At 66.0% G+C, this 17,740-nt stretch carries 17 protein-coding genes, 1 other RNA gene, 3 pseudogenes and 2 riboswitches; of the genes and pseudogenes, 8 read left to right on the top strand and 13 right to left on the bottom strand.

Annotation, left to right across the window (positions count from 1 at the left end; translation table 11 throughout):
* Positions 1 to 45 precede the first annotated feature (45 nt).
* Positions 46 to 1,149, bottom strand: a complete 1,104-nt coding sequence (gcvT, locus tag TVD_RS04100; RefSeq protein WP_047250881.1) for a glycine cleavage system aminomethyltransferase GcvT — start codon at positions 1,147 to 1,149, stop codon at positions 46 to 48.
* 120 nt (positions 1,150 to 1,269) lie between these two features.
* Positions 1,270 to 1,381, bottom strand: a riboswitch (glycine riboswitch).
* Position 1,382: 1 nt separating this feature from the next.
* A riboswitch (glycine riboswitch) is annotated at positions 1,383 to 1,484 on the bottom strand.
* 362 nt (positions 1,485 to 1,846) lie between these two features.
* Positions 1,847 to 2,767, bottom strand: coding sequence for a ZIP family metal transporter (locus TVD_RS04095; RefSeq protein WP_047250880.1), 921 nt, complete (start codon positions 2,765 to 2,767; stop codon positions 1,847 to 1,849).
* Between the two features lie 158 nt (positions 2,768 to 2,925).
* Between TVD_RS04095 and TVD_RS04090 the strand changes: the two genes are divergently transcribed.
* Together TVD_RS04090 and nadC are read left to right on the top strand one after the other, a co-directional pair.
* A complete protein-coding gene (locus tag TVD_RS04090; RefSeq protein ID WP_047250879.1) occupies positions 2,926 to 4,317 on the top strand; it encodes an alanine/glycine:cation symporter family protein in 1,392 nt (463 codons plus the stop codon).
* Positions 4,318 to 4,381: 64 nt separating this feature from the next.
* Positions 4,382 to 5,215 (top strand): carboxylating nicotinate-nucleotide diphosphorylase, encoded by an 834-nt coding sequence (gene nadC / locus TVD_RS04085; RefSeq protein WP_156167561.1) that lies wholly within the window; start codon positions 4,382 to 4,384, stop codon positions 5,213 to 5,215.
* 314 nt (positions 5,216 to 5,529) lie between these two features.
* Here nadC and TVD_RS14880 read toward each other — a convergent pair.
* Positions 5,530 to 5,787: pseudogene (locus tag TVD_RS14880) on the bottom strand (hypothetical protein).
* 457 nt (positions 5,788 to 6,244) lie between these two features.
* Positions 6,245 to 6,808, bottom strand: a complete 564-nt coding sequence (gene orn, locus TVD_RS04080) for an oligoribonuclease (protein WP_018169368.1) — start codon at positions 6,806 to 6,808, stop codon at positions 6,245 to 6,247.
* 128 nt (positions 6,809 to 6,936) lie between these two features.
* Between orn and TVD_RS04075 the strand changes: the two genes are divergently transcribed.
* The 3 genes from TVD_RS04075 to rsgA are packed head-to-tail and all read left to right on the top strand — an operon-like array spanning position 6,937 to position 8,509.
* Positions 6,937 to 7,257 carry a c-type cytochrome gene (locus TVD_RS04075; RefSeq protein WP_019571446.1) on the top strand — a complete coding sequence of 107 codons (321 nt, stop codon included), beginning with the start codon at positions 6,937 to 6,939 and terminating at the stop codon, positions 7,255 to 7,257.
* Complete coding sequence (locus TVD_RS04070; RefSeq protein WP_018169366.1) at positions 7,250 to 7,585, top strand: 4a-hydroxytetrahydrobiopterin dehydratase; 336 nt, start codon at positions 7,250 to 7,252, stop codon at positions 7,583 to 7,585. The genes TVD_RS04075 and TVD_RS04070 overlap by 8 nt, the downstream gene beginning before the upstream one ends.
* A gap of 27 nt (positions 7,586 to 7,612) precedes the next feature.
* Entirely contained in the window at positions 7,613 to 8,509 is an 897-nt protein-coding gene (gene rsgA / locus TVD_RS04065) for a ribosome small subunit-dependent GTPase A (RefSeq protein WP_047250877.1), read from the top strand.
* A gap of 309 nt (positions 8,510 to 8,818) precedes the next feature.
* Here the strand turns inward: rsgA and TVD_RS04060 are convergent, their stop codons facing one another.
* The 6 genes from TVD_RS04060 to ffs form a co-directional block, all read right to left on the bottom strand.
* Positions 8,819 to 9,613, bottom strand: a complete 795-nt coding sequence (locus TVD_RS04060; protein ID WP_082119070.1) for a hypothetical protein — start codon at positions 9,611 to 9,613, stop codon at positions 8,819 to 8,821.
* A 30-nt stretch (positions 9,614 to 9,643) separates the two neighbouring features.
* Positions 9,644 to 9,988: a histidine triad nucleotide-binding protein gene (locus TVD_RS04055; RefSeq protein WP_018169363.1), complete on the bottom strand. Its 345-nt coding sequence runs from the start codon at positions 9,986 to 9,988 to the stop codon at positions 9,644 to 9,646.
* A 33-nt stretch (positions 9,989 to 10,021) separates the two neighbouring features.
* Positions 10,022 to 10,612, bottom strand: coding sequence for a recombination mediator RecR (recR, locus tag TVD_RS04050; protein ID WP_018146145.1), 591 nt, complete (start codon positions 10,610 to 10,612; stop codon positions 10,022 to 10,024).
* A gap of 22 nt (positions 10,613 to 10,634) precedes the next feature.
* Positions 10,635 to 10,961: a YbaB/EbfC family nucleoid-associated protein gene (locus TVD_RS04045; protein WP_018146146.1), complete on the bottom strand. Its 327-nt coding sequence runs from the start codon at positions 10,959 to 10,961 to the stop codon at positions 10,635 to 10,637.
* Between the two features lie 51 nt (positions 10,962 to 11,012).
* A complete protein-coding gene (gene dnaX / locus TVD_RS04040; RefSeq protein ID WP_047250876.1) occupies positions 11,013 to 12,857 on the bottom strand; it encodes a DNA polymerase III subunit gamma/tau in 1,845 nt (614 codons plus the stop codon).
* Between the two features lie 86 nt (positions 12,858 to 12,943).
* Positions 12,944 to 13,040: signal recognition particle sRNA small type (gene ffs / locus TVD_RS14010), an RNA gene on the bottom strand.
* A gap of 264 nt (positions 13,041 to 13,304) precedes the next feature.
* On the opposite strand from ffs, the gene TVD_RS04035 reads away from it, so the two are divergent.
* Together TVD_RS04035 and gorA are read left to right on the top strand one after the other, a co-directional pair.
* Positions 13,305 to 14,054 (top strand): glutathione peroxidase, encoded by a 750-nt coding sequence (locus TVD_RS04035; protein ID WP_018169361.1) that lies wholly within the window; start codon positions 13,305 to 13,307, stop codon positions 14,052 to 14,054.
* A 198-nt stretch (positions 14,055 to 14,252) separates the two neighbouring features.
* Positions 14,253 to 15,647 carry a glutathione-disulfide reductase gene (gene gorA / locus TVD_RS04030; RefSeq protein ID WP_047250875.1) on the top strand — a complete coding sequence of 465 codons (1,395 nt, stop codon included), beginning with the start codon at positions 14,253 to 14,255 and terminating at the stop codon, positions 15,645 to 15,647.
* Between the two features lie 94 nt (positions 15,648 to 15,741).
* Here the strand turns inward: gorA and TVD_RS04025 are convergent.
* From TVD_RS04025 to TVD_RS04015, 3 genes and pseudogenes are all read right to left on the bottom strand, one after another.
* Positions 15,742 to 15,939, bottom strand: a pseudogene (locus TVD_RS04025) (outer membrane beta-barrel protein); the annotation flags it as partial.
* Between the two features lie 269 nt (positions 15,940 to 16,208).
* Positions 16,209 to 16,619, bottom strand: a pseudogene (locus TVD_RS04020) (outer membrane beta-barrel protein); the annotation flags it as partial.
* A gap of 314 nt (positions 16,620 to 16,933) precedes the next feature.
* The gene (locus TVD_RS04015) at positions 16,934 to 17,227 is read right to left on the bottom strand and encodes a hypothetical protein (RefSeq protein WP_019628442.1); all 294 of its coding nucleotides are present in this window, start codon (positions 17,225 to 17,227) and stop codon (positions 16,934 to 16,936) included.
* Between the two features lie 342 nt (positions 17,228 to 17,569).
* Between TVD_RS04015 and TVD_RS14000 the strand changes: the two genes are divergently transcribed.
* On the top strand, positions 17,570 to 17,734 hold the full coding sequence (locus TVD_RS14000; protein ID WP_018146152.1) for a DUF1328 domain-containing protein: 165 nt from the start codon (positions 17,570 to 17,572) through the stop codon (positions 17,732 to 17,734).
* The last annotated feature ends 6 nt before the right edge of the window (positions 17,735 to 17,740 follow it).

Below are 17,740 nucleotides of genomic sequence, written 5' to 3'. Positions count from 1 at the left end.
CTGCGCAGTGTAGTCCGGTGCACGCGGGATGAGGCAATCCTCGCTTCAGTTTTTCGGCAGATCGATCTGCGGCTCGCCGTTGCGGACGAACACCGGCTTGACCACGCGCACCGGCAGCTTGCGGCCGCGGATGTCCGCGTGCAGCTGCTCGGCCTCGACCCCGGCCGGGATACGCGCGAACGCGACCGACACGCCCAGACTGGGCGCGAAACTGCCGGAGGTGACCACGCCGTCGCCGGCCTCGGTTTCGATGCGGGTGCCGCCACGCAGCACCCCGCGACCATCCAGTACCAGCCCCACCATGCGTTCCTTCACGCCCTCGGCCTTCGACTGCTCGATCGGCGCGCGGCCGATGAAGTCGCGCTCGGCATCCTTCAGCGCGATGGTCCAGCCCAGGTTGGCGGTCAGCGGATTGGTCTGGTCGTCCATGTCCGTGCCGTAGAGATTCATGCCGGCCTCCAGGCGCAGGGTGTCGCGCGCGCCGAGGCCGATGGGGTGCACGCCGGCATCCTTCAGCTTTTCCCAGAGATCGTCGGCCTCCTCCGCCGGCAGCATCACCTCGAAGCCGTCTTCGCCGGTGTAGCCCGTGCGGGCGACAAACCACTTGTCATTCCAGACCGCGGAAAACGGCTTGAGATCCCCCGCATTGCGCAGATCGGCCGGCAACAGCGGCAGGGTCTTCTCTACCGCCTGCGGGCCCTGAATCGCAATCAGGGCGAACTCCGGGCGCGGCTCCACGTTCACGTCGAAGTCCTTCGCGACCGCCTGCATGTGAGCGATGTCGCCCTCGGCCGTCGCGGCATTGACCACCGCGCGGTAGGTATCGCCACCGGTCCAGTAGATGATCAGGTCGTCGATCACGCCGCCGGCCTCGTTCAGCATGCAGCTGTACAGCGCGCGACCCTCGGTCTTCAGCTTGGCCACGTCGTTGGCCAGCAGATAGCGCAGGAAGGCCTGGGCCTGCGGGCCGTGGATATCCACGACCTGCATGTGCGAAACATCGAACATGCCGGCGGATTCGCGCACCCGCTTGTGCTCCTCCATCTGGGAGCCGTAATGCAGCGGCATCTCCCAACCGGCGAAATCGACCAGCTTGGCCCCCGCGCGCTGATGCGCGGCATGGAGCGGAGTTGTCTTCAACGTCGTCATCTAGTTCTCGCCTTGCTTGCGTGTCGTGGTCGGCTCGCCGGCATCCGCCGGTGGAACCGCGAGGCCCGGCCGCCGCGCTCCGGGCATAAAAAAAGGGGCGGCCGGCAGAATGAATCTGCCAGCCGCCCCTCTGTCCTGAAACCTGAGAGTTTGCGTCGCGTCAGCCCGTTGTCGGACTGCGTGACCGCCCCCTTCGGTGGGCCGTTTCCGGCCGCTCTCCAGAGTGTGTCTCCTGCACCGTTCCGGTCCTGTAGCCTGAGCGATTCCGGGCGGATGTTGCGCCTTCGGCGTCTGCCAATCGACTGGCGATCGCAGATCTCTTCCAGAACGGTGTGCGGGCATTGTCGGGCGCCCACAGACGAAAGTAATTGTAGACCAAAATACCCCCGCTGCGAAAGCCCGGACGGGCCGCGCCACTATTCCGACGCCGCGACCTGCCCCGTCACCTGCCCCCGCATGCATCCAAAAAGCACCGTCATTGCGAGGAGCCGAAGGCGACGAAGCACAAAAGCGCGAAGCGCGTTGAACGGCCGCAGGCCGGCCCGAAGGGCGAGCGCAGCGAGTAACCTCCGAAAGCTGGCAGTGCGTCACGATCAGCATCCGGTGGTTTCGGACGGAGGTTGCCGCGTCGCCTGCGGCTCCTCGCAATGACGGTGCCAGTGGCGACACTCTGCGCGGGCGACACTCTGCGCGCGCCCTACAAAGCCATGTCGATCGCAAGCAGGACGACGAAGCCAACCAGCACCCCGACCGTGGCCTGGGCCTCGTGGCCCTTGCGGTGCGACTCGGGGATGATCTCGTGACTGATCACGAACAGCATCGCCCCGGCCGCGAACGCCAGCCCCCAGGGCAGCAGGAACTCCATCAGCGTGATCGCTCCGGCCCCGATCAGTCCGCCGATCGGCTGCACCAGGCCCGTCAGCAACGTCACCCCGAATGCCGCCCACTTGCTGTAGCCCAGCGACAGCAGGGCGATGGCGACCACCAGCCCCTCGGGCATATTCTGCAGCCCGATCCCGATGGCCAGCGCGATCCCGTCGCTCACGTCATCGCCGCCGAAGCCGACCCCCACCGCCAGGCCTTCCGGCAGGTTGTGCAGTGCGATTGCAAAGATGAACAACCAGACGCGGCGAATCTTCTGCGGGTCGGCCCCGCTTTGCGGCCCGATGAAGAAATGCTCGTGCGGCACCAGCTTGTGCAGCGCCAGCAATGCACCGCCACCCAGCCCGATCCCCACCGCCAGCACGACAATGGCCATCCCCACGCCGCCGTACTGGGCCTCGGCCTGCTCCACCGAGGGGAGCACCAGTTCGAAGGCCGTGGCCGACAGCATCACGCCGGCGCCGAAGCCCATCATCGCGTCCTCGACCGACTGGCTGATGCGGCGCAGGAAGAAGATCGGGATCGCCCCCACCGCGGTCATCAGACCGGCGACGAAACTCGCCAGCAAGCCGATCTGCAGGGTGCTCAGATCGGCAATGCGTTCTTCCAGCATCGGCCACAGCAGACTGACCAGCCAGATGAAGACCGCCAGTGCGATCAGCGATCCGACGAGGAAGATCCGGGGTACCGGTTTGCCGTGATCCGGCTCGGAAGCCGCGGGAGAGGGTTCGGTCATGCGTCGTCCTTGAGAGTCGAAGCCGCCATTGAAACAGGGTCCATCGCGGCGTTCCACAGACGCGCCCAATGCCCGGGTTCGACAAAAGCTATCGTCAACACCCGTTGTGCGCGGTAGAGTTTTCAGCCAAAGCCGCTCCGGACCACAAGGACCCACCGATGCTCGACACCATCGACCAGTTCCTCGGCGACACCGCCGGCCTGCTTTGGGGCAACCCGCTCACCCTGATCCTGCTGCTGGGCACCGGGCTCTACCTCACCATTCGCCTGGGCCTGGTCCAGGTCGTCGCATTCCGCGAGGGTTGGCGCGCCCTGCGCGGGGCGGATGGACGCGGCGGCGGCACCGGGCAGATCTCGCCGTTCCAGGCGCTGTCCACCGCGCTGTCCGGCACCATCGGGACCGGGAACATCGCCGGGGTCGCCACGGCCATCGCGCTGGGCGGCCCCGGGGCGCTGTTCTGGATGTGGGTCACCGCCTTCTTCGGCATGGCCACCAAGTTCGCCGAGACCACCCTGGCCGTTCGCTACCGCGAGATCGCCCCGGACGGCAGCATCGCCGGCGGGCCAATGTTCACCCTGCTCCACGGCCTCAAGATGAAGAAGCTGGCGATCCTGTTCGCCGCCTTCACCCTGATCGCCTCGTTCGGCATCGGCAACATGGTGCAGGCCAACTCGGTGGTCGACGGCCTGACCTTCATCGTGCCGGATCTGCGCGCGGACGACGACATCATGGGCTGGATGGCCCTGATCATCGGCCTGACCATGGCCGTGCTGGTGGCGCTGGTGATCATCGGCGGGGTCAAGCGCATCGCCATGATCGCCTCGACCATCGTCCCGTTCATGGCCGTGATCTACATGCTGGGCGCCTTCGTGGTGATCGCCGCCAACATCGAGGCCGTCCCGGCCGCGATCGGCACCATCCTGAATCTCGCGCTCAACCCCTGGGCCGCCGGCGGCGGTGCCATCGGCCTCGCCATCCAGTACGGCGTTGCGCGCGGCATGTTCTCCAACGAGGCGGGCCTGGGCTCCTCGGCCATGGCGCACGCCGCGGCCAAGAACGGCGACCCGCCGCGCGAGGGCTCGGTGGCCATGCTCGAGCCGTTCATCGACACCATCGTGGTCTGCACCCTGACCGGCCTCGCCATTGTCGTCACCGGGGCTTATATCGACCGCGCCGACGACGTGGTCGGTGCCTCGCTGACCGCCACCGCCTTCAGCTCCACGCTGGGCCCGTTCGGCGCCATGGTGGTCGGCATCAGCCTGATGCTGTTCGCCTTCTCCACCATGATCGCCTGGTCCTACTACGGCGACCGCTCGGCCTACTTCCTGTTCGGCGAACGCGCGGTGATGCCCTACCGCGTCGTGTTCGTCATCCTCATCGTGATCGGCGCGACCATCCCGCTGGGCGTGGTCTGGAACTTCTCCGACATCGCCAACATCCTGATGGCCGCACCCAACCTGATCGCGCTGATCCTGCTGGCCGGCCTGGTCAAGAAGCTGCGCGACGACTACGTGGCGCATCGCCCGATGCCGGATCGCCATGAGGGATGAGCACAGCTTTGCGGGCGGTCCATCCGACCCGTTCGCACAGGGCCCCGCACGTCCGGACGCGGCCATGCTGGTGCGCGAGGTCGAAGGCGCCCTCGCGGAGGACCTGGGCCCCGATGGTGTCGACGGCGACCTGACCGCCGCCCTGGTCCCGGCTGAACGGGTGGCGCGCGCCACGCTGCTATTGAAGGAGAGCGCGATCGTTTGTGGCCAGCCCTGGTTCGACCGGGTGTTCGCCAGCCTCGCGCCGGAAACCCGGATCGACTGGCAGGTGGCCGAAGGCACCCACGTGGAAGTGGACGACGAACCGCGCGTGATCGCTACCCTGGAAGGCCCCGCACGGGCCGTTCTGGCGGCCGAACGCGCGGCCCTCAACCTGCTCCAGACCCTCTCCGGAACGGCCACCGAGACCGCCCGCTGGGTCGCCCGCCTGGAGGGTACGGACAGCCGCATCCTCGATACCCGCAAGACCCTCCCGGGCCTGCGCCACGGGCAGAAGTACGCCGTGCGCTGCGGCGGGGGCCACAACCATCGCCTCGCCCTGTGGGATGCCGTGCTGATCAAGGAAAACCACATCGCCGCCTGCGGCTCCATCGCGGCCGCAGTGGAACGAGCCCGCACCCTGGGTGCCGGGCGCTGGGTAGAGGTCGAGACCGAGAACCTCGACGAGGTCGATCAGGCCCTGGCCGCGGGGGCAGACGTGATCATGCTCGACGAGCTGTCGCTGGCAGATCTGGCCACGGCCGTGCAGCGCATTCGCGGCCGCGCGATCTCCGAGGCCTCCGGCGGGGTCACACCGGATACCCTTGCGGCCATCGCCGCCACCGGCGTGGACTACATCTCGGTCGGCGCGCTGACCAAGCACCTCCACGCCATCGACTACTCCCTGCGCCTGGACTAGCCCGCGGCTTTCGCGTTGCAATCCCGGCGATTACTGCGCGCCGTTCACCGCCTGGGGCCGGGCCTGGTTCATCCACTAGTGTTTAGGATGGCTTCGGTCCGCCGCCTGCCTGGTTGTGGCTGGCCCTGGTTCGTCGTCGGTGTTTACGGTGCCTTCGTCCGGCCGCCTGCCAGGCGCTGACTCGCCAGCGCGCCCCGAGGCACTTTCTTGCTTGCCCAAGAAAGTGCCCAAAGAAGGGCACCCGGATTCCGCCCGGGAACCTTGCTCCAGGGCCCTCGGGCCGGCGGCGCTGAACTCGCTACGCTGCGCTTCGCTCAGACATCCAGCGCCTTCTCCCGGCCCGAGAACCCTTCCGCAAGGGGCTCCATACGGGAGGAGAAGGTCAAAACAGACGGTATCTCGTAGGGTGCGGTTGAGCGCAGCGAAACGCACCATCTCCAACGCCTAGCGACCCCCTGATGCGATTCGCTGCGCTCATCCGCATCCTACGTCCCCGGCACCCGCTTCGCGGGTGCGGCGCGCCATGGCCGCAGGCCGAGCGTGCCGAAGATGCTCGAAGACCTAGCCATCATCCACTGGCAAGAGCGCTGGGATAGCCGTTGTTTGGACCTACCTCCCCGTTGTCGTCGCGCCGAGTGGAGAGGCTTTTCGCGGGACGATTCTAAATAGACACGGGGCGCTGGATGTCTGAGCGAAACGCAGCGTAGCGAGTTCAGCGCCGCCCGCGAAAAGCCTCGGAGCGAGGGAAACCCCGGCCCGCACAGCGGGCCGGGGTCGCGGCAGTCGGGCGTGTTTCTTGGTTACTTCTTTGCACGAGCAAAGAAGTAACTCGCGGCGCGCTGGCGAGTCAGCGCCTGGCAGGCGGCCAGACGAAGCCACCGTAAACACCGGACGATGAACCGGGACCAGCCTTCTGGGATCGGCGCCGCACCGAGGCCACCAGAAACACCAGATGTCGAACGGGACCCAGCCAGGGCGAGCACAGCACACACACCCCAAGTGCGCCATGGGACCTGGAAGGACGGAAGGCTAGTTCTGCGACGCCGGCGGCATCTGGATGAAGCGTTCGCGGTACAGGCGCAGTTCGTCGATCGAATCGCGGATATCCTGCATGGCCTGGTGCGACGCGTTCTTGCGCAACTGCGCGATCACGTCCGGGGCCCAGCGCCGCGCCAGCTCTTTCAAGGTGGAGACATCCAGATTGCGGTAGTGGAAGTACTGCTCCAACTCCGGCATCAGGCGCGCCATGAAGCGCCGGTCCTGGCAGATGGAATTGCCACACATCGGCGAGGCCCCCTTCGGCACATACTGCGCCAGGAACTCCAGGGTCGCCTGCTCCGCATCGCGGGTGTCCGACGAGCTGTTGCGCACCCGTTCGATCAGCCCCGATGTTCCATGGGTGCGCTGGTTCCATTCGTCCATCCCCTCCAGCACCTCGGCCGGCTGGTACAGGGCGATGACTGGCCCTTCGGCCAGGATGTTAAGGTCCTTGTCGGTGACGATGGTCGCCACCTCCAGGATCCGGTCGGTTTGCGGCTCCAGACCGGTCATCTCGAGATCGATCCAGATCAGGTTTTCGGCATTCACGGCCATGTCGCGTACTCCTTCGCGGGGAGGCCGTCGTGTGACGACCACGGCCCTTTCATATGCCGCAGGAGTCTATCATCATGGTTGCGGGGCCTGTGGCCCCGGACTCCAACCCCCGTGATCAGGAGGGAACAATGCGACATACCCACGCACGTATTGCCGCCGGCACTGCCGCGCTGGCCCTGAGCCTTGGCGGCGCGAACATCGCGCTGGCGGATGACATCCGCATGGGACAGGAGCTGCACAGCGACAACTGCATCAGCTGTCACGCCGACATGGTCGGAGGCGATGGCTCCGACCTCTACACGCGATCGAACCGCATGGTCGGCTCGCACGACGAACTGGTGGCCCAGGTTAACAACTGCAATGTGAATCTCGGTACCAACTGGTTCGACGACGAGGTCAATGCCGTGGTCGCCTACCTCAACGCGGAGTACTACCAGTTCGATGACTGATCTGAAAACCAAGCACTGCCAGTCCTGCGAAGGCTTTACCAACCCGATGCCACGGGACGATGCCCAGCGCGCCCTGGGACAGCTGCACGACGCCTGGGGTATCGACGAGACCGGCAAGAGCATCCAGCGCAGCTTCAAGTTCAAGAACTTCCACGAGACCATGGCGTTCGTGAACGCCGTCGCCTGGATCGCGCATGGCGAGGATCATCACCCCGACATGGCGGTCGGCTTCAACCGCTGTGCGGTGGAGTTCTCGACCCATGCCATCGGCGGGCTGAGCGAGAATGACTTTATCTGTGCCGCGCGCGTCGATGCCCTGTTCGACTAACCCTTCCCGCCACGGCCGAGTACGAGCTTGACGCAGATCGCCCGGGTCTTCGCCCGCCACAACCAGATGGCCGACATCGCGGGGGCCGACAAGCCCCCGCGTCGGTTACGCCTGCACCGCCGCTTCCGCGACCTCGCCTGCGGCGACCTGGTCGAGCTGGATGCCACCGGCGACGAGGTGACCCGCCAGCTGGATCGCAACAATGTGCTCGTGCGTCGCGACGGCTTCGGCCGGCGCAAGGTCATCGCGGCCAATATCGACTGCGTGTGGATTGTGATCGCGCCGGAACCGGCACCCTCGCGCAACCTGATCGACCGCTTTCTGGTGGCAATCCTCAACCTGCCCGCCCGCCCCCGCCTGCTGATCAACAAGCAGGACGAGGGGCCCGCGGCCCGGCCCGAGTGGCTGGACGCCTACCGCCAGCTGGACCTGGATCCGCTATTCGTCAGCGCCAAGAGCGGGTTCGGACTGGACGACCTGGCTGCGGCGGCGGCCGGCCAGACCAACATCCTGGTCGGGCAGTCCGGTGTCGGAAAGTCCTCGCTGGTCGCCGCGCTGCTCGAGCAGTACGGGATCGTCGACGCGATCGCGCCAACCACTGGCGACCTGGCCGCCTCCGGCGAGGGACGCCACACCACGGTCACCGCCCAGTGGTTTCCACTGGCCAACGGCGGCGCCTGGATTGACTCGCCCGGCGTGCGCGATTTCACGCCCGAGATCCCGTCCCTGGACACCCTGGAGCGCGGCTTCCCGGACATCGCGGAGCGCGGTGATCAATGCCGCTTCCGTGACTGCCGCCACCAGAGCGAGCCCGGTTGTGCGGTACTGGCCGCGATCGAGGCCGGCGAACTCCCCGCCGCACGCCTGCAGGCCTGGCACGCCCTCGCCGCCGAGATCCCCGCCCAGAACCGCGCGCGCGGGTAACTTTTCCTCGACGAAGCGCACGAAGAACACCCAGGGTTACCAAGCGATTAACGGGAAGGGGAAGCCTGGACGAAGAAAGGCATTGGCAACCGCGTGTTCGGTGGCGCCCCGCAACGATCCGTGCGAGTCAACGAATTCCAGTCGGGATTTCTTCCAACCTCCCAATGCCCTGTGAATCGCTTTTCCAGCGCTTCTTCGTGCCTTCGTGTACGTCGTGGTTGCGCCAGACGAACTCGGGGAGGCCGCACGGTGGCGTGCAGTGAGAGTTGCGGCGAAACGTGTGCAGGTGTCGCGGCCGGGAGGCCGGGATCAGAAGGTCAGGCCCATCTCGACGCCGATGACCGAGGAGGCCGGCTCGCGGCTCACGCCTTCGAACTCGAGGCGATCGGCCAGCCAGTTATCCGCGGAGTTCAGCGAATAGTCGTCGTAGTACAGGCTCAGGGATAGCTCGGACTGGTTCTGCAGACGCAGGCGGCCATCCAGGCTCAGGTAACCGGCGGTGCGGCCCGTCTCGCGACTGCGATCACCGTAGCCGAAGCCCAGATCCCGATCCTCGCTGGACAGCGGCTGGCGCACGCCCACCCGGAACTGGCTGTCGAAACGCCCGGAGGCGAAGGTCGGCCCGAAGCTGAAATCGGTGAAGTACGCGGTGGACTCACCGGACGGACCGAGTTCGTTCCAGTCCGGACGCGTCTCCATACCCACCCCAAGATTCAGGCCGTAGCCGAAGCCCCCACCCAGTTCCTGGTGATAGCCACCCACCGCCTCGAACAGACGTGTCCCGCCAAAGGCATTGTCGGCCTCGTCCAGGGCCGAGGCATCGCCGGTACTGCGCACGGACAAGCGGTAGCGCGATTCGGTGTCGCGACCCGTTTCCGGCTCGTCGCGCAACGTCACCCCCGCCCCAGCGATCCCCTGGGTCTGGGGTGGTACAACCAGCGAGTAACGGTCGGCGGCGCTGGCAGCGCCCGTGCCCAGTGCGAGCCCCGCAACCACCAGCGAAACCACGAACCAGCCCGAGCGCCACGCGCGCGCACGAAGCGGCCGCAGGCATTGTGCCTGCGGCCGCTTCAGGGCTGCACCGTTCGATCCTTGTCGCGTCACACCAGCAATCCGTGTTGTCGTTCCTGGTCGCTAGCCGGGGGGCCAGCTCAGTGCACGCCCAGCGAGGACATGCATGTGTATATGGTAGACCGTTTGCCCACCGTGGTCGTTGCAATTCATCACGGTTCGATAACCGTTCTCCGCAAATCCGCGATCGCGTGCGATCTCCGCCGCGGCCCGGGCCATCTGCCCGATCACCGGGGCCTCCGCAGCGCTCAAATCGTTCAGCGTGGCAATGTGCGTTTTCGGGATCACCAGCACATGTTCGGGCGCCTGCGGGTTCAGATCCTCGAAGGCCAGCACCGCGTCGTCCTCGAACACCACCCGGGCCGGGATCTCGCCCGCCACGATCTTGCAGAACACGCAATCCGTCATGCCGCTACTCCTGTATCGAAATATTACCACGCATCAATATTCGCGCCGACCCGAAAGTGCATGCGCCAGGGTGCCGGCATCGATGTACTCCAGCTCGCCGCCGCTGGGGATACCCTGGGCGATACGCGTGGTACGAATCCCGTGACGTGCGGCCATCTCCGCGAGGTAATGCGCAGTCACCTCGCCCTCTACCGACGTGTTCGTCGCCAGGATCAGCTCCTCCACACCCTCCGCCTGCAAGCGGGCCTCCAGTCGGTCGAGCCCCAGCTCCTCCGGGCCAATCCCGTCCAGCGGCGACAACCGGCCCAGCAAAACGTGAAAGCGACCGCCGAAATCCGTGGCCGACTCGATCGCCAGCACGTCGCCGGGGCTCTCTACCACGCAAACCACCCGCGAATCGCGCTCCGGGTCCGCGCAGCGCGAACAGGTCTCGGCCGAGGTCAGCGTGCGGCATACCGAGCAATGCCCGATGCGCGCCACGGCCTCGTCCACCGCCCGCGACAGGCGCCGCGCGCCCTCGCGGTCGCGCTCCAGCAAGTGCAGCGCCATGCGCCGCGCCGACTTCGCCCCGACCCCGGGGAGGCAGCGCAGCGCCTGGACCAGCTCGTCCAGTTCCGCTTCCATCAGGCGCGCCCGCTCCGCCGGTTCAGAACGGCAGCTTCATGCCGGCCGGCAGGCCCATGCCCTCGGTCAGGCTGCCCATGCGCTCCTGCGTGGTGGACTCGACCTTCTGCACCGCATCGTTAATCGCGGCGGCCACCAGGTCTTCGAGCATGTCACGATCATCGTCGAACAGGCTGGGGTCGATCTTCACGCGGCGCGCGGCGTACTTGCCGGTCAACACCACGCTGACCAGCCCGCCGCCGGCCTGGCCCTCGATCTCCATCTCGGCCAGCTCGGCCTGCACCTTCTGCATGTCTTCCTGCATCTTCTGGGCCTGCTTCATCAGGCCACCCATGCCACCTTTCATCATCGGTTCGATCTCCTGCCCCGCACAAAGGCGGGTTTGTCCGTATTCGACGGGTTAGCGCGGGGCCGACGACGCGTCGCCCGCGGAGTTGTCTTCGTTGGTTTCGCGAATGCGCACCGCGCCCAGTTCGGCGCCAAATTCCTGGCCCAGGGCCTGGACCACCGGGTCCTCGCGCATGGTCGTCTCGGCGCTAGCCTGACGCTCTGCCGAGGCCGCCGCAAGCCGCGCCGCGGGTGTCGTCTCCGACGGTTCGGACTGGTTGACAATCTCCAGGCGCAGGGGGTGCCCCAGCGTCTTCTCCAGCGCTTCCTTCAGGCGGGTCCTGGCCCGGTCGGTACATAACGTACCCGGAGCCACCGCAATCACCACGCACTCCTGGTCATGCTTGCGCAGCTCCGCGTGCAGGGCGAGTTCGCGCACCGTCCCCATGGGCAGACCCTCGGCAAAACGGTGCCAGTCAAACATCCCGTCTGCGGCCACGGCAGGTGCCACCGGTTCCGCCGTCGAAGATGCCGCCGGCGTGGCCTGTCGCGGCGACGCCTCGCCGTGCGTGGGCTCATCGGCGTGCACCGGCGGTGTGGGTGCCTCCCGCGGAGGTGGCGGCTCGCTCACCCGCTCGCGGAGCGGCGGCGAGTTTTCACCGCTGCGCGAGGCCGCCTGCGCGGCCGGTTTCGGCACGGCCGGTTCGACTGCAGCGGGTTGCACCGCGGGTGCCGCATTACGGGAGGGCGCGGCGCGCGGCGCAGACGCTTCCCCGCGCACCGTGGCCGGCCGGCGTTCGGCCTGGCCCTCGCCCTCCCCAGACCCCGGGGCTGGCTCCGGGCGAAAGGCCAGCAGGCGCAGCAGGGTCATCTCCACGCCCATGCGCGCGTCCGGCGCGTAGGGCAGATCACGCACCCCGTTGATCAGGATCTGATAGGTCAGCTGAATCGTTTCCGGGTCGACCCGGCCGGCGGTCTCGTGTGCCCAGACCAGCGCCTCCTCGCCCGCCGCCGGTGTGGCACCGGCCACCTGCTGCACCGCCACTTGGTGCACCAGCGCGGCGAGCTCGTCCAGCAGGCGCGACCAGTCGGGTCCCAGCGTCTCCAGCTCCGCCAGGCCCGCCAGCAGGGCCGGGCCGTCCCCGGCAAACACCGCATCCAGCAGCGCGGCCAGTCGCGTGCGCGGGAGCAATCCAAGCATGTCGCAGGCGTCGGATTCGCTCAGGCGGTCGCCGCCATAGGCAATCGCCTGGTCGGTCAGACTCAGGGCATCGCGCATCGAGCCCTCGGCCGCCTCGCCCAGACGCAGCAGGGCACCCGGCTCCGCCTCGACGCCTTCGGCGGCCAGGATCCGGGTCAGGTGCTCGGCGATCATCGCCGGCGGCATCGGTTTCAGGTTGAACTGCAGGCAGCGCGACAGCACGGTGACCGGCAGCTTCTGCGGATCGGTCGTCGCCAGCAGGAACTTCACGTGTTCCGGCGGCTCCTCCAGGGTCTTCAACAGGGCGTTGAAGCTCTTCTCCGAGAGCATGTGTACCTCGTCGATCAGGTACACCTTGAAGCGCCCGGTGGTCGGGGCATAGGAGACGTTGTCCAGCAGCTCGCGGGTATCGTCCACCCGGGTGCGCGAGGCGGCATCCACTTCGATCAAGTCGAGGTGACGACCCTCGGCGATCTCCACGCAGGAACGGCACTCGCCGCAGGGCGTGGCCGTAACGCCGGTCTCGCAATTGAGACAGCGCGCAAGAATCCGGGCAATGGAGGTCTTGCCCACCCCGCGGGTACCGGCAAACAGGTAGGCGTGGTGCAGGCGTTCGCCGCTCAGGGCATTGGCCAGGGCGCGCACCACATGCGGCTGCCCGACCAGGTCCTCGAAGCGCGAGGGGCGCCACTTGCGGGCCAGAACCTGGTGACTCATGCCTCCCCCGTCAGTGGAGTCTGTTGCGTGCCCGGGTGCGGGGCAATCACCGCAGGAATCTGGGCCGCAAGGAAAAGGGTGGTGGCCCGCACCCGCCACACCCCGGCGCCCGACGCAGTTGCTACCGTTGCTCCCTTCCGGGCCTGGCGGGGTTCACAACCTGTCGTCGCGAGGGGACTGATACGGACCACCATAACGCGGACCGCGATTCGGGCTTTCCGAATCCGGGCGGCAAGCTTCCGCATTTCCGGCGGACGCGTCAACCTTGAGACACCACAAAGGGCCGGAACTGACGATAGCCCAAAACTAACAACCGTATAGAGAACGAAAACTGGATCAATGAGAGGCCAGCCCTTATCTTGAGTCTAGCAGTCGGGCATCGCCTCGACCGAACCAAAATCTTCTTTCTGGTCTACTGCAATTAACACCCAAACAGGAGTACGAAATATGGAACTCGAAAATCGCGAAGGTCAGCGCGTCCCGGAAGTCACCTTCCGCTGCCGCAAGGACAACGACTGGAATGACGTCCGCAGCGAAGACCTGTTCAAGGGTCGCAACGTGGTCGTGTTCGCCCTGCCGGGCGCATTCACCCCGACCTGCTCGTCCGCCCACGTGCCGCGTTACAACGAGCTGGCACCGGTGCTCAAGCAGCATGGCATCGACGAGATCGTCTGCATCTCGGTCAATGATGGCTTCGTGATGGAAGCCTGGCAGGCCGATCAGCAGGCCGACCGGGTGACCTTCATCGCCGACGGTAACGGCGAATTCACCGAACAGATGGGCATGCTGGTCGACAAAAGCGACCTTGGCTTTGGTCACCGCTCCTGGCGCTACTCCATGCTGGTGCGCGACGGCGTGATCGAGAAGCAGTTCATCGAGCCGGACGAGCCGGGCGACCCCTTCGTCGTCTCCGACGCCGACACGATGCTCGCCCACGTCGCCCCGGATGCGGCCTGCCCCGAAGACGTCGTGGTCTTCACCAAGCCGGGCTGCCCGTACTGTGCCAGCGCCAAGGAGATGCTGGAGAACGCCGGTCTCGACTACGAGGAGATCGTGCTGGGTCGCGACGCCAGCCTGCGCAGCCTGCGGGCGGCTACCGGTGCGATGACCGTGCCGCAGGTATTCGTCGGCGGGCACCGCATCGGCGGCGCGGAAGATCTGCAGGAGTGGATCTCCCGCGAGAAAAAGGCGGCGTAACTCGTCGCCACCACCCGGGGCGGGTCCACGGCCCGCCCCGGATGGCCATCTGCTCCCACAGGTGGCCATCCGTGTCCGGACGTCGACCCATCCGGACGTCCGGACACGGATGGCAAACCCTGACGACCGTAACGACGGCGGTCGTTATGCGAAACTTCGACTAAACCCAACGTTGACCGAATCCTTCGAGGAACCGACATGGAACACTACGACATCATCGTGATCGGCGGCGGCAGCGGCGGCCTGGCCGTTGCGGAACGTGCCGCCCCGCACGGCGCCCGCGTCGCCGTGTTCGATCCCAAGCCCCTGGGCGGCACCTGCGTGAACGAGGGCTGCGTCCCGAAAAAGCTCACCTGGTACGCCGCGGAGCACCTGTCGCACGCCCGCGAGGCCGGCGAGTTCGGTGTGGACGTCGAGATCAAGGGCATCCGCTATGCCGACCTGGCGAACAAACGCCAGGCAATGTTGAAGGACCTGAACAACTTCTGGTCCGGGCACCTGGAGAAGCTGGGCGTGACCCACATCCCGGAACGCGCCCGCCTGGCCGACAAGAACAAGGTGGTCAGCGAGAGCGGCACTGAGTACACCGCCGAGCGCATCGTGTTGGCCATGGGTGGCGCCCCGCTGGTACCACCGCTCGAGGGCGCCGAGCTGGGTGCCACCTCCGACGACTTCTTCGAGTGGACCGAGCTGCCGGAATCCATCGCCGTAATCGGCGGAGGCTACATCGGACTGGAAATGGCCGGCATGCTGCGCTCCATGGGTGTGAAGACCGACGTGGTCGCCATGGAGGACCGCGTGCTGGAGATCGCCGACCCGATGATCTCGCAGACGCTGGACCAGCACATGGAGCACCAGGGCATCGGCCGTCATCTGGGCATGAAGGCCGCGGGTCTGGGCGGCAAGCCCGGCGCGGTCACCGTCAAACTGGAAGGCGGCAAGGAACTGGGCCCGTACGAGAAGGTGCTGTGGGCCGTCGGCCGCAAGCCGGCCACCCAGGACATGGGTCTGGAAGAGGTCGGCGTCGAGATCGCCCGCGGCGGCACCATCCCGGTAGACGAGTGGCAGGCGACCAACGTCGAGGGCATCTACGCCCTGGGCGATATCATCGGCAAGGGTCCGCTGACCCCCGTGGCCATCGCCGCCGGTCGCCGCCTGGCCGCGCACTGGTATGCCCCGGAGACGAATCCCGTGCCGGTGGACTACGACCAGATCCCCACGGTCACCTTTACGCACCCGACCGCGGGCATGGTCGGCCTCACCGAGCCGCAGGCAGTGGAGAAGCACGGAGACACGGTGCGTATCTACGAGACGCAGTTCGGCGGCCTGAACCGCGCCTTCGCCGAGGGCGAGGTGCCGCCGGTGGCAATGAAACTGGTCTGCGTCGGGAACGACGAAAAGGTGGTGGGCATCCACATGATCGGCGCCAATGTCGACGAGATGCTGCAGGGTTTCGCGGTGGCCGTGCGCATGGGCGCGACCAAGCGCGACCTGGACCTGACCATCCCGCTGCACCCGACCAGCGCCGAGGAACTGGTCACCCTGAAGGAAGGCCGCCCGGGCCGCCAGGAAGGCATTGCCAAGGCCGCCTGAGGGCCACGCCGTCCTCCCCACGTAAACGCCGCCCCGGCAACCAACCGGGGCGGCGTCAAGACGTTATCTCGTGGGCCGTCTGTGCCCGTATTTTCTAGAATCGCCAGCCAACCGAGGCAGTAAACGCGTCGACTTTGTAGTCGCTGTCGAAGTCATAGCGTTCGTACTCGGCGCGAATCAGGAAGCTGTCCAGATTCACCTGCGCACCGAGTCCGTAGACCGGATCCACGCCATCGTTATCACGCAGGGTGATGCTCTCATCACCCAGGTTGCCCCGGACGTCTGCATCCCACGAGGGAAACACTGGTTAATGTACGCACTCGCGTTGGCACCCCAGGTTTCCCGAGACAAGGCGCGCCGCTTGCGGGTAGTGGTTCTACCCGCAAGCGGCGCAACGCAGGATCGGGGAACCTGGGGTGCCAACCCCGAAGGGGCTCGGCCGCTTTTGCGCGCGCACGGCGTTGCGGTTCCCTTGTGCAGAATGACTGCACGGCAGTCACCGCGCCTTGTTCGCACGCAAAAGCGACTCGAGCGCGAGTGCGTACATTAGCCAGTGTTTCCCTTGGCGAGGCCCGCCTTCGCAAAGAACTCGAAATGCTGCCCGATCGGCAGTTTGCCGAGGACGCTCGCGCCATAGGCTCGGGACTTGATGTCGGTATGCGCACCGGACTCGTCACCGCGCAGCTTCACCTTTCCGAGATCCGAGTAGAACCCCTCGACCCCTACATACGGATTGAAGTTGTACCCGACAAACCCGCGCCAGACGTTGTCGTCGTCGTCCAGGCGGTAGTCCGAGGCCCCGGAACCGATGAAATCGGCGACTTCATCGCGGTCGTTCTTCAGAGCGCTGAAACCGGTACCGAGCCCCATGTACAGGCCCTCGCCCCGATCAGACTCATCTGCCATCACCACCTGGGGCGCCAGGATCCCTGCAGCGGCCACCACAACCGTGTTCAACAAGATCTTTTTCATCTTCGCGTCTCCTTCCTGATCGTGCTCGAAATGTAAAATTTCTTGACTGCCATAAAGACGCCGGCGATTTTCCCGAAACACCCCAGGTCCGGAAAGAAGAAATGCGTGACTCATTTTCAAACACGTGCAAAACAGCCCCACCCCGAGACCCGACTCGTGATACCGCGCACACCCACAGAACCCAAAGAAAAAGGCTGATGGGCGAACCGCCATCCGCTCATGGCGACCCACCCACCAGCCTTTTGTTTCCTGATCGCTGCATCCGTTTGACCGAGCCCCTTTCCGACCCGGCCCCACGGCACGGCGACCACTGATCAGTCCATATCGTGCGCCGGATCCTCCTCGGAGAACGCGTCGTCATGCCCCCCGCGGCCGGATTCGTCCTCTTGCACCTCATCCTCGCGCAGATCCTCGATCCAGCCACGCAGATCCTCGTCCACCTCCTCGATCGTCTCGTCCACTGCCTCGCCGGCCTCCTGCGCCGGGCCCGGATCGGAACAACCCGCCAGCATGCCGCCAAGCGCGAGGGCTACCGCATATACCGGCAGCGACAGGAATCGGGACGGACCGTCCGCATCCTTGCATGATTTTCGGATAACGCTGCTCATTGCATTTTCCCTCCAGGAATTCTTTTCCATGGCGCGCCGATCAATGCTTCCCAATCCATCGAAAAGGCAACATGTTTGTACCGACGCCGGCGACCTCTATCTCGGCATGCACCGAAGCCGACCTGAACAAGTTCACATTTCCCGACCGGACACATGTTCATCCGATTGAAAACCCATAGCGAACATCACCCACCTAGCCCCAGTGTGTCCTTGGTGGATACGCCAGGTCGCCCATGGGAGTCCGGAACTGAGAACTGGTACGCCAAGCCGAATACAAGAAGCCATGGGACAGCGAATTCTGGCCTACACTGAAAATTCAAACGAGCCGAAAGGAGAGAACCAATGCTGGGATGGGCACTACTTTTCCTGATCGTTGCGATCGTCGCGGGCGCGCTGGGGCTGAGCGGGATTGCCGGGGCCGCCACGCAAATCGCCTGGATCCTGTTTGTCGTGGGCCTGATCCTGGCGGTGGTGTTCTTCGTCACCGGGAGGCGCCCCCCGGTGTAACGAAGG

The sequence above is a fragment of the Thioalkalivibrio versutus genome (genome assembly GCF_001020955.1).
GTDB classification, from domain to species: Bacteria; Pseudomonadota; Gammaproteobacteria; order Ectothiorhodospirales; family Ectothiorhodospiraceae; genus Thioalkalivibrio; species Thioalkalivibrio versutus.
The sequence above is the reverse complement of the archived record's forward strand: the minus strand, read 5'-3'. Positions and strand labels throughout refer to the sequence as shown.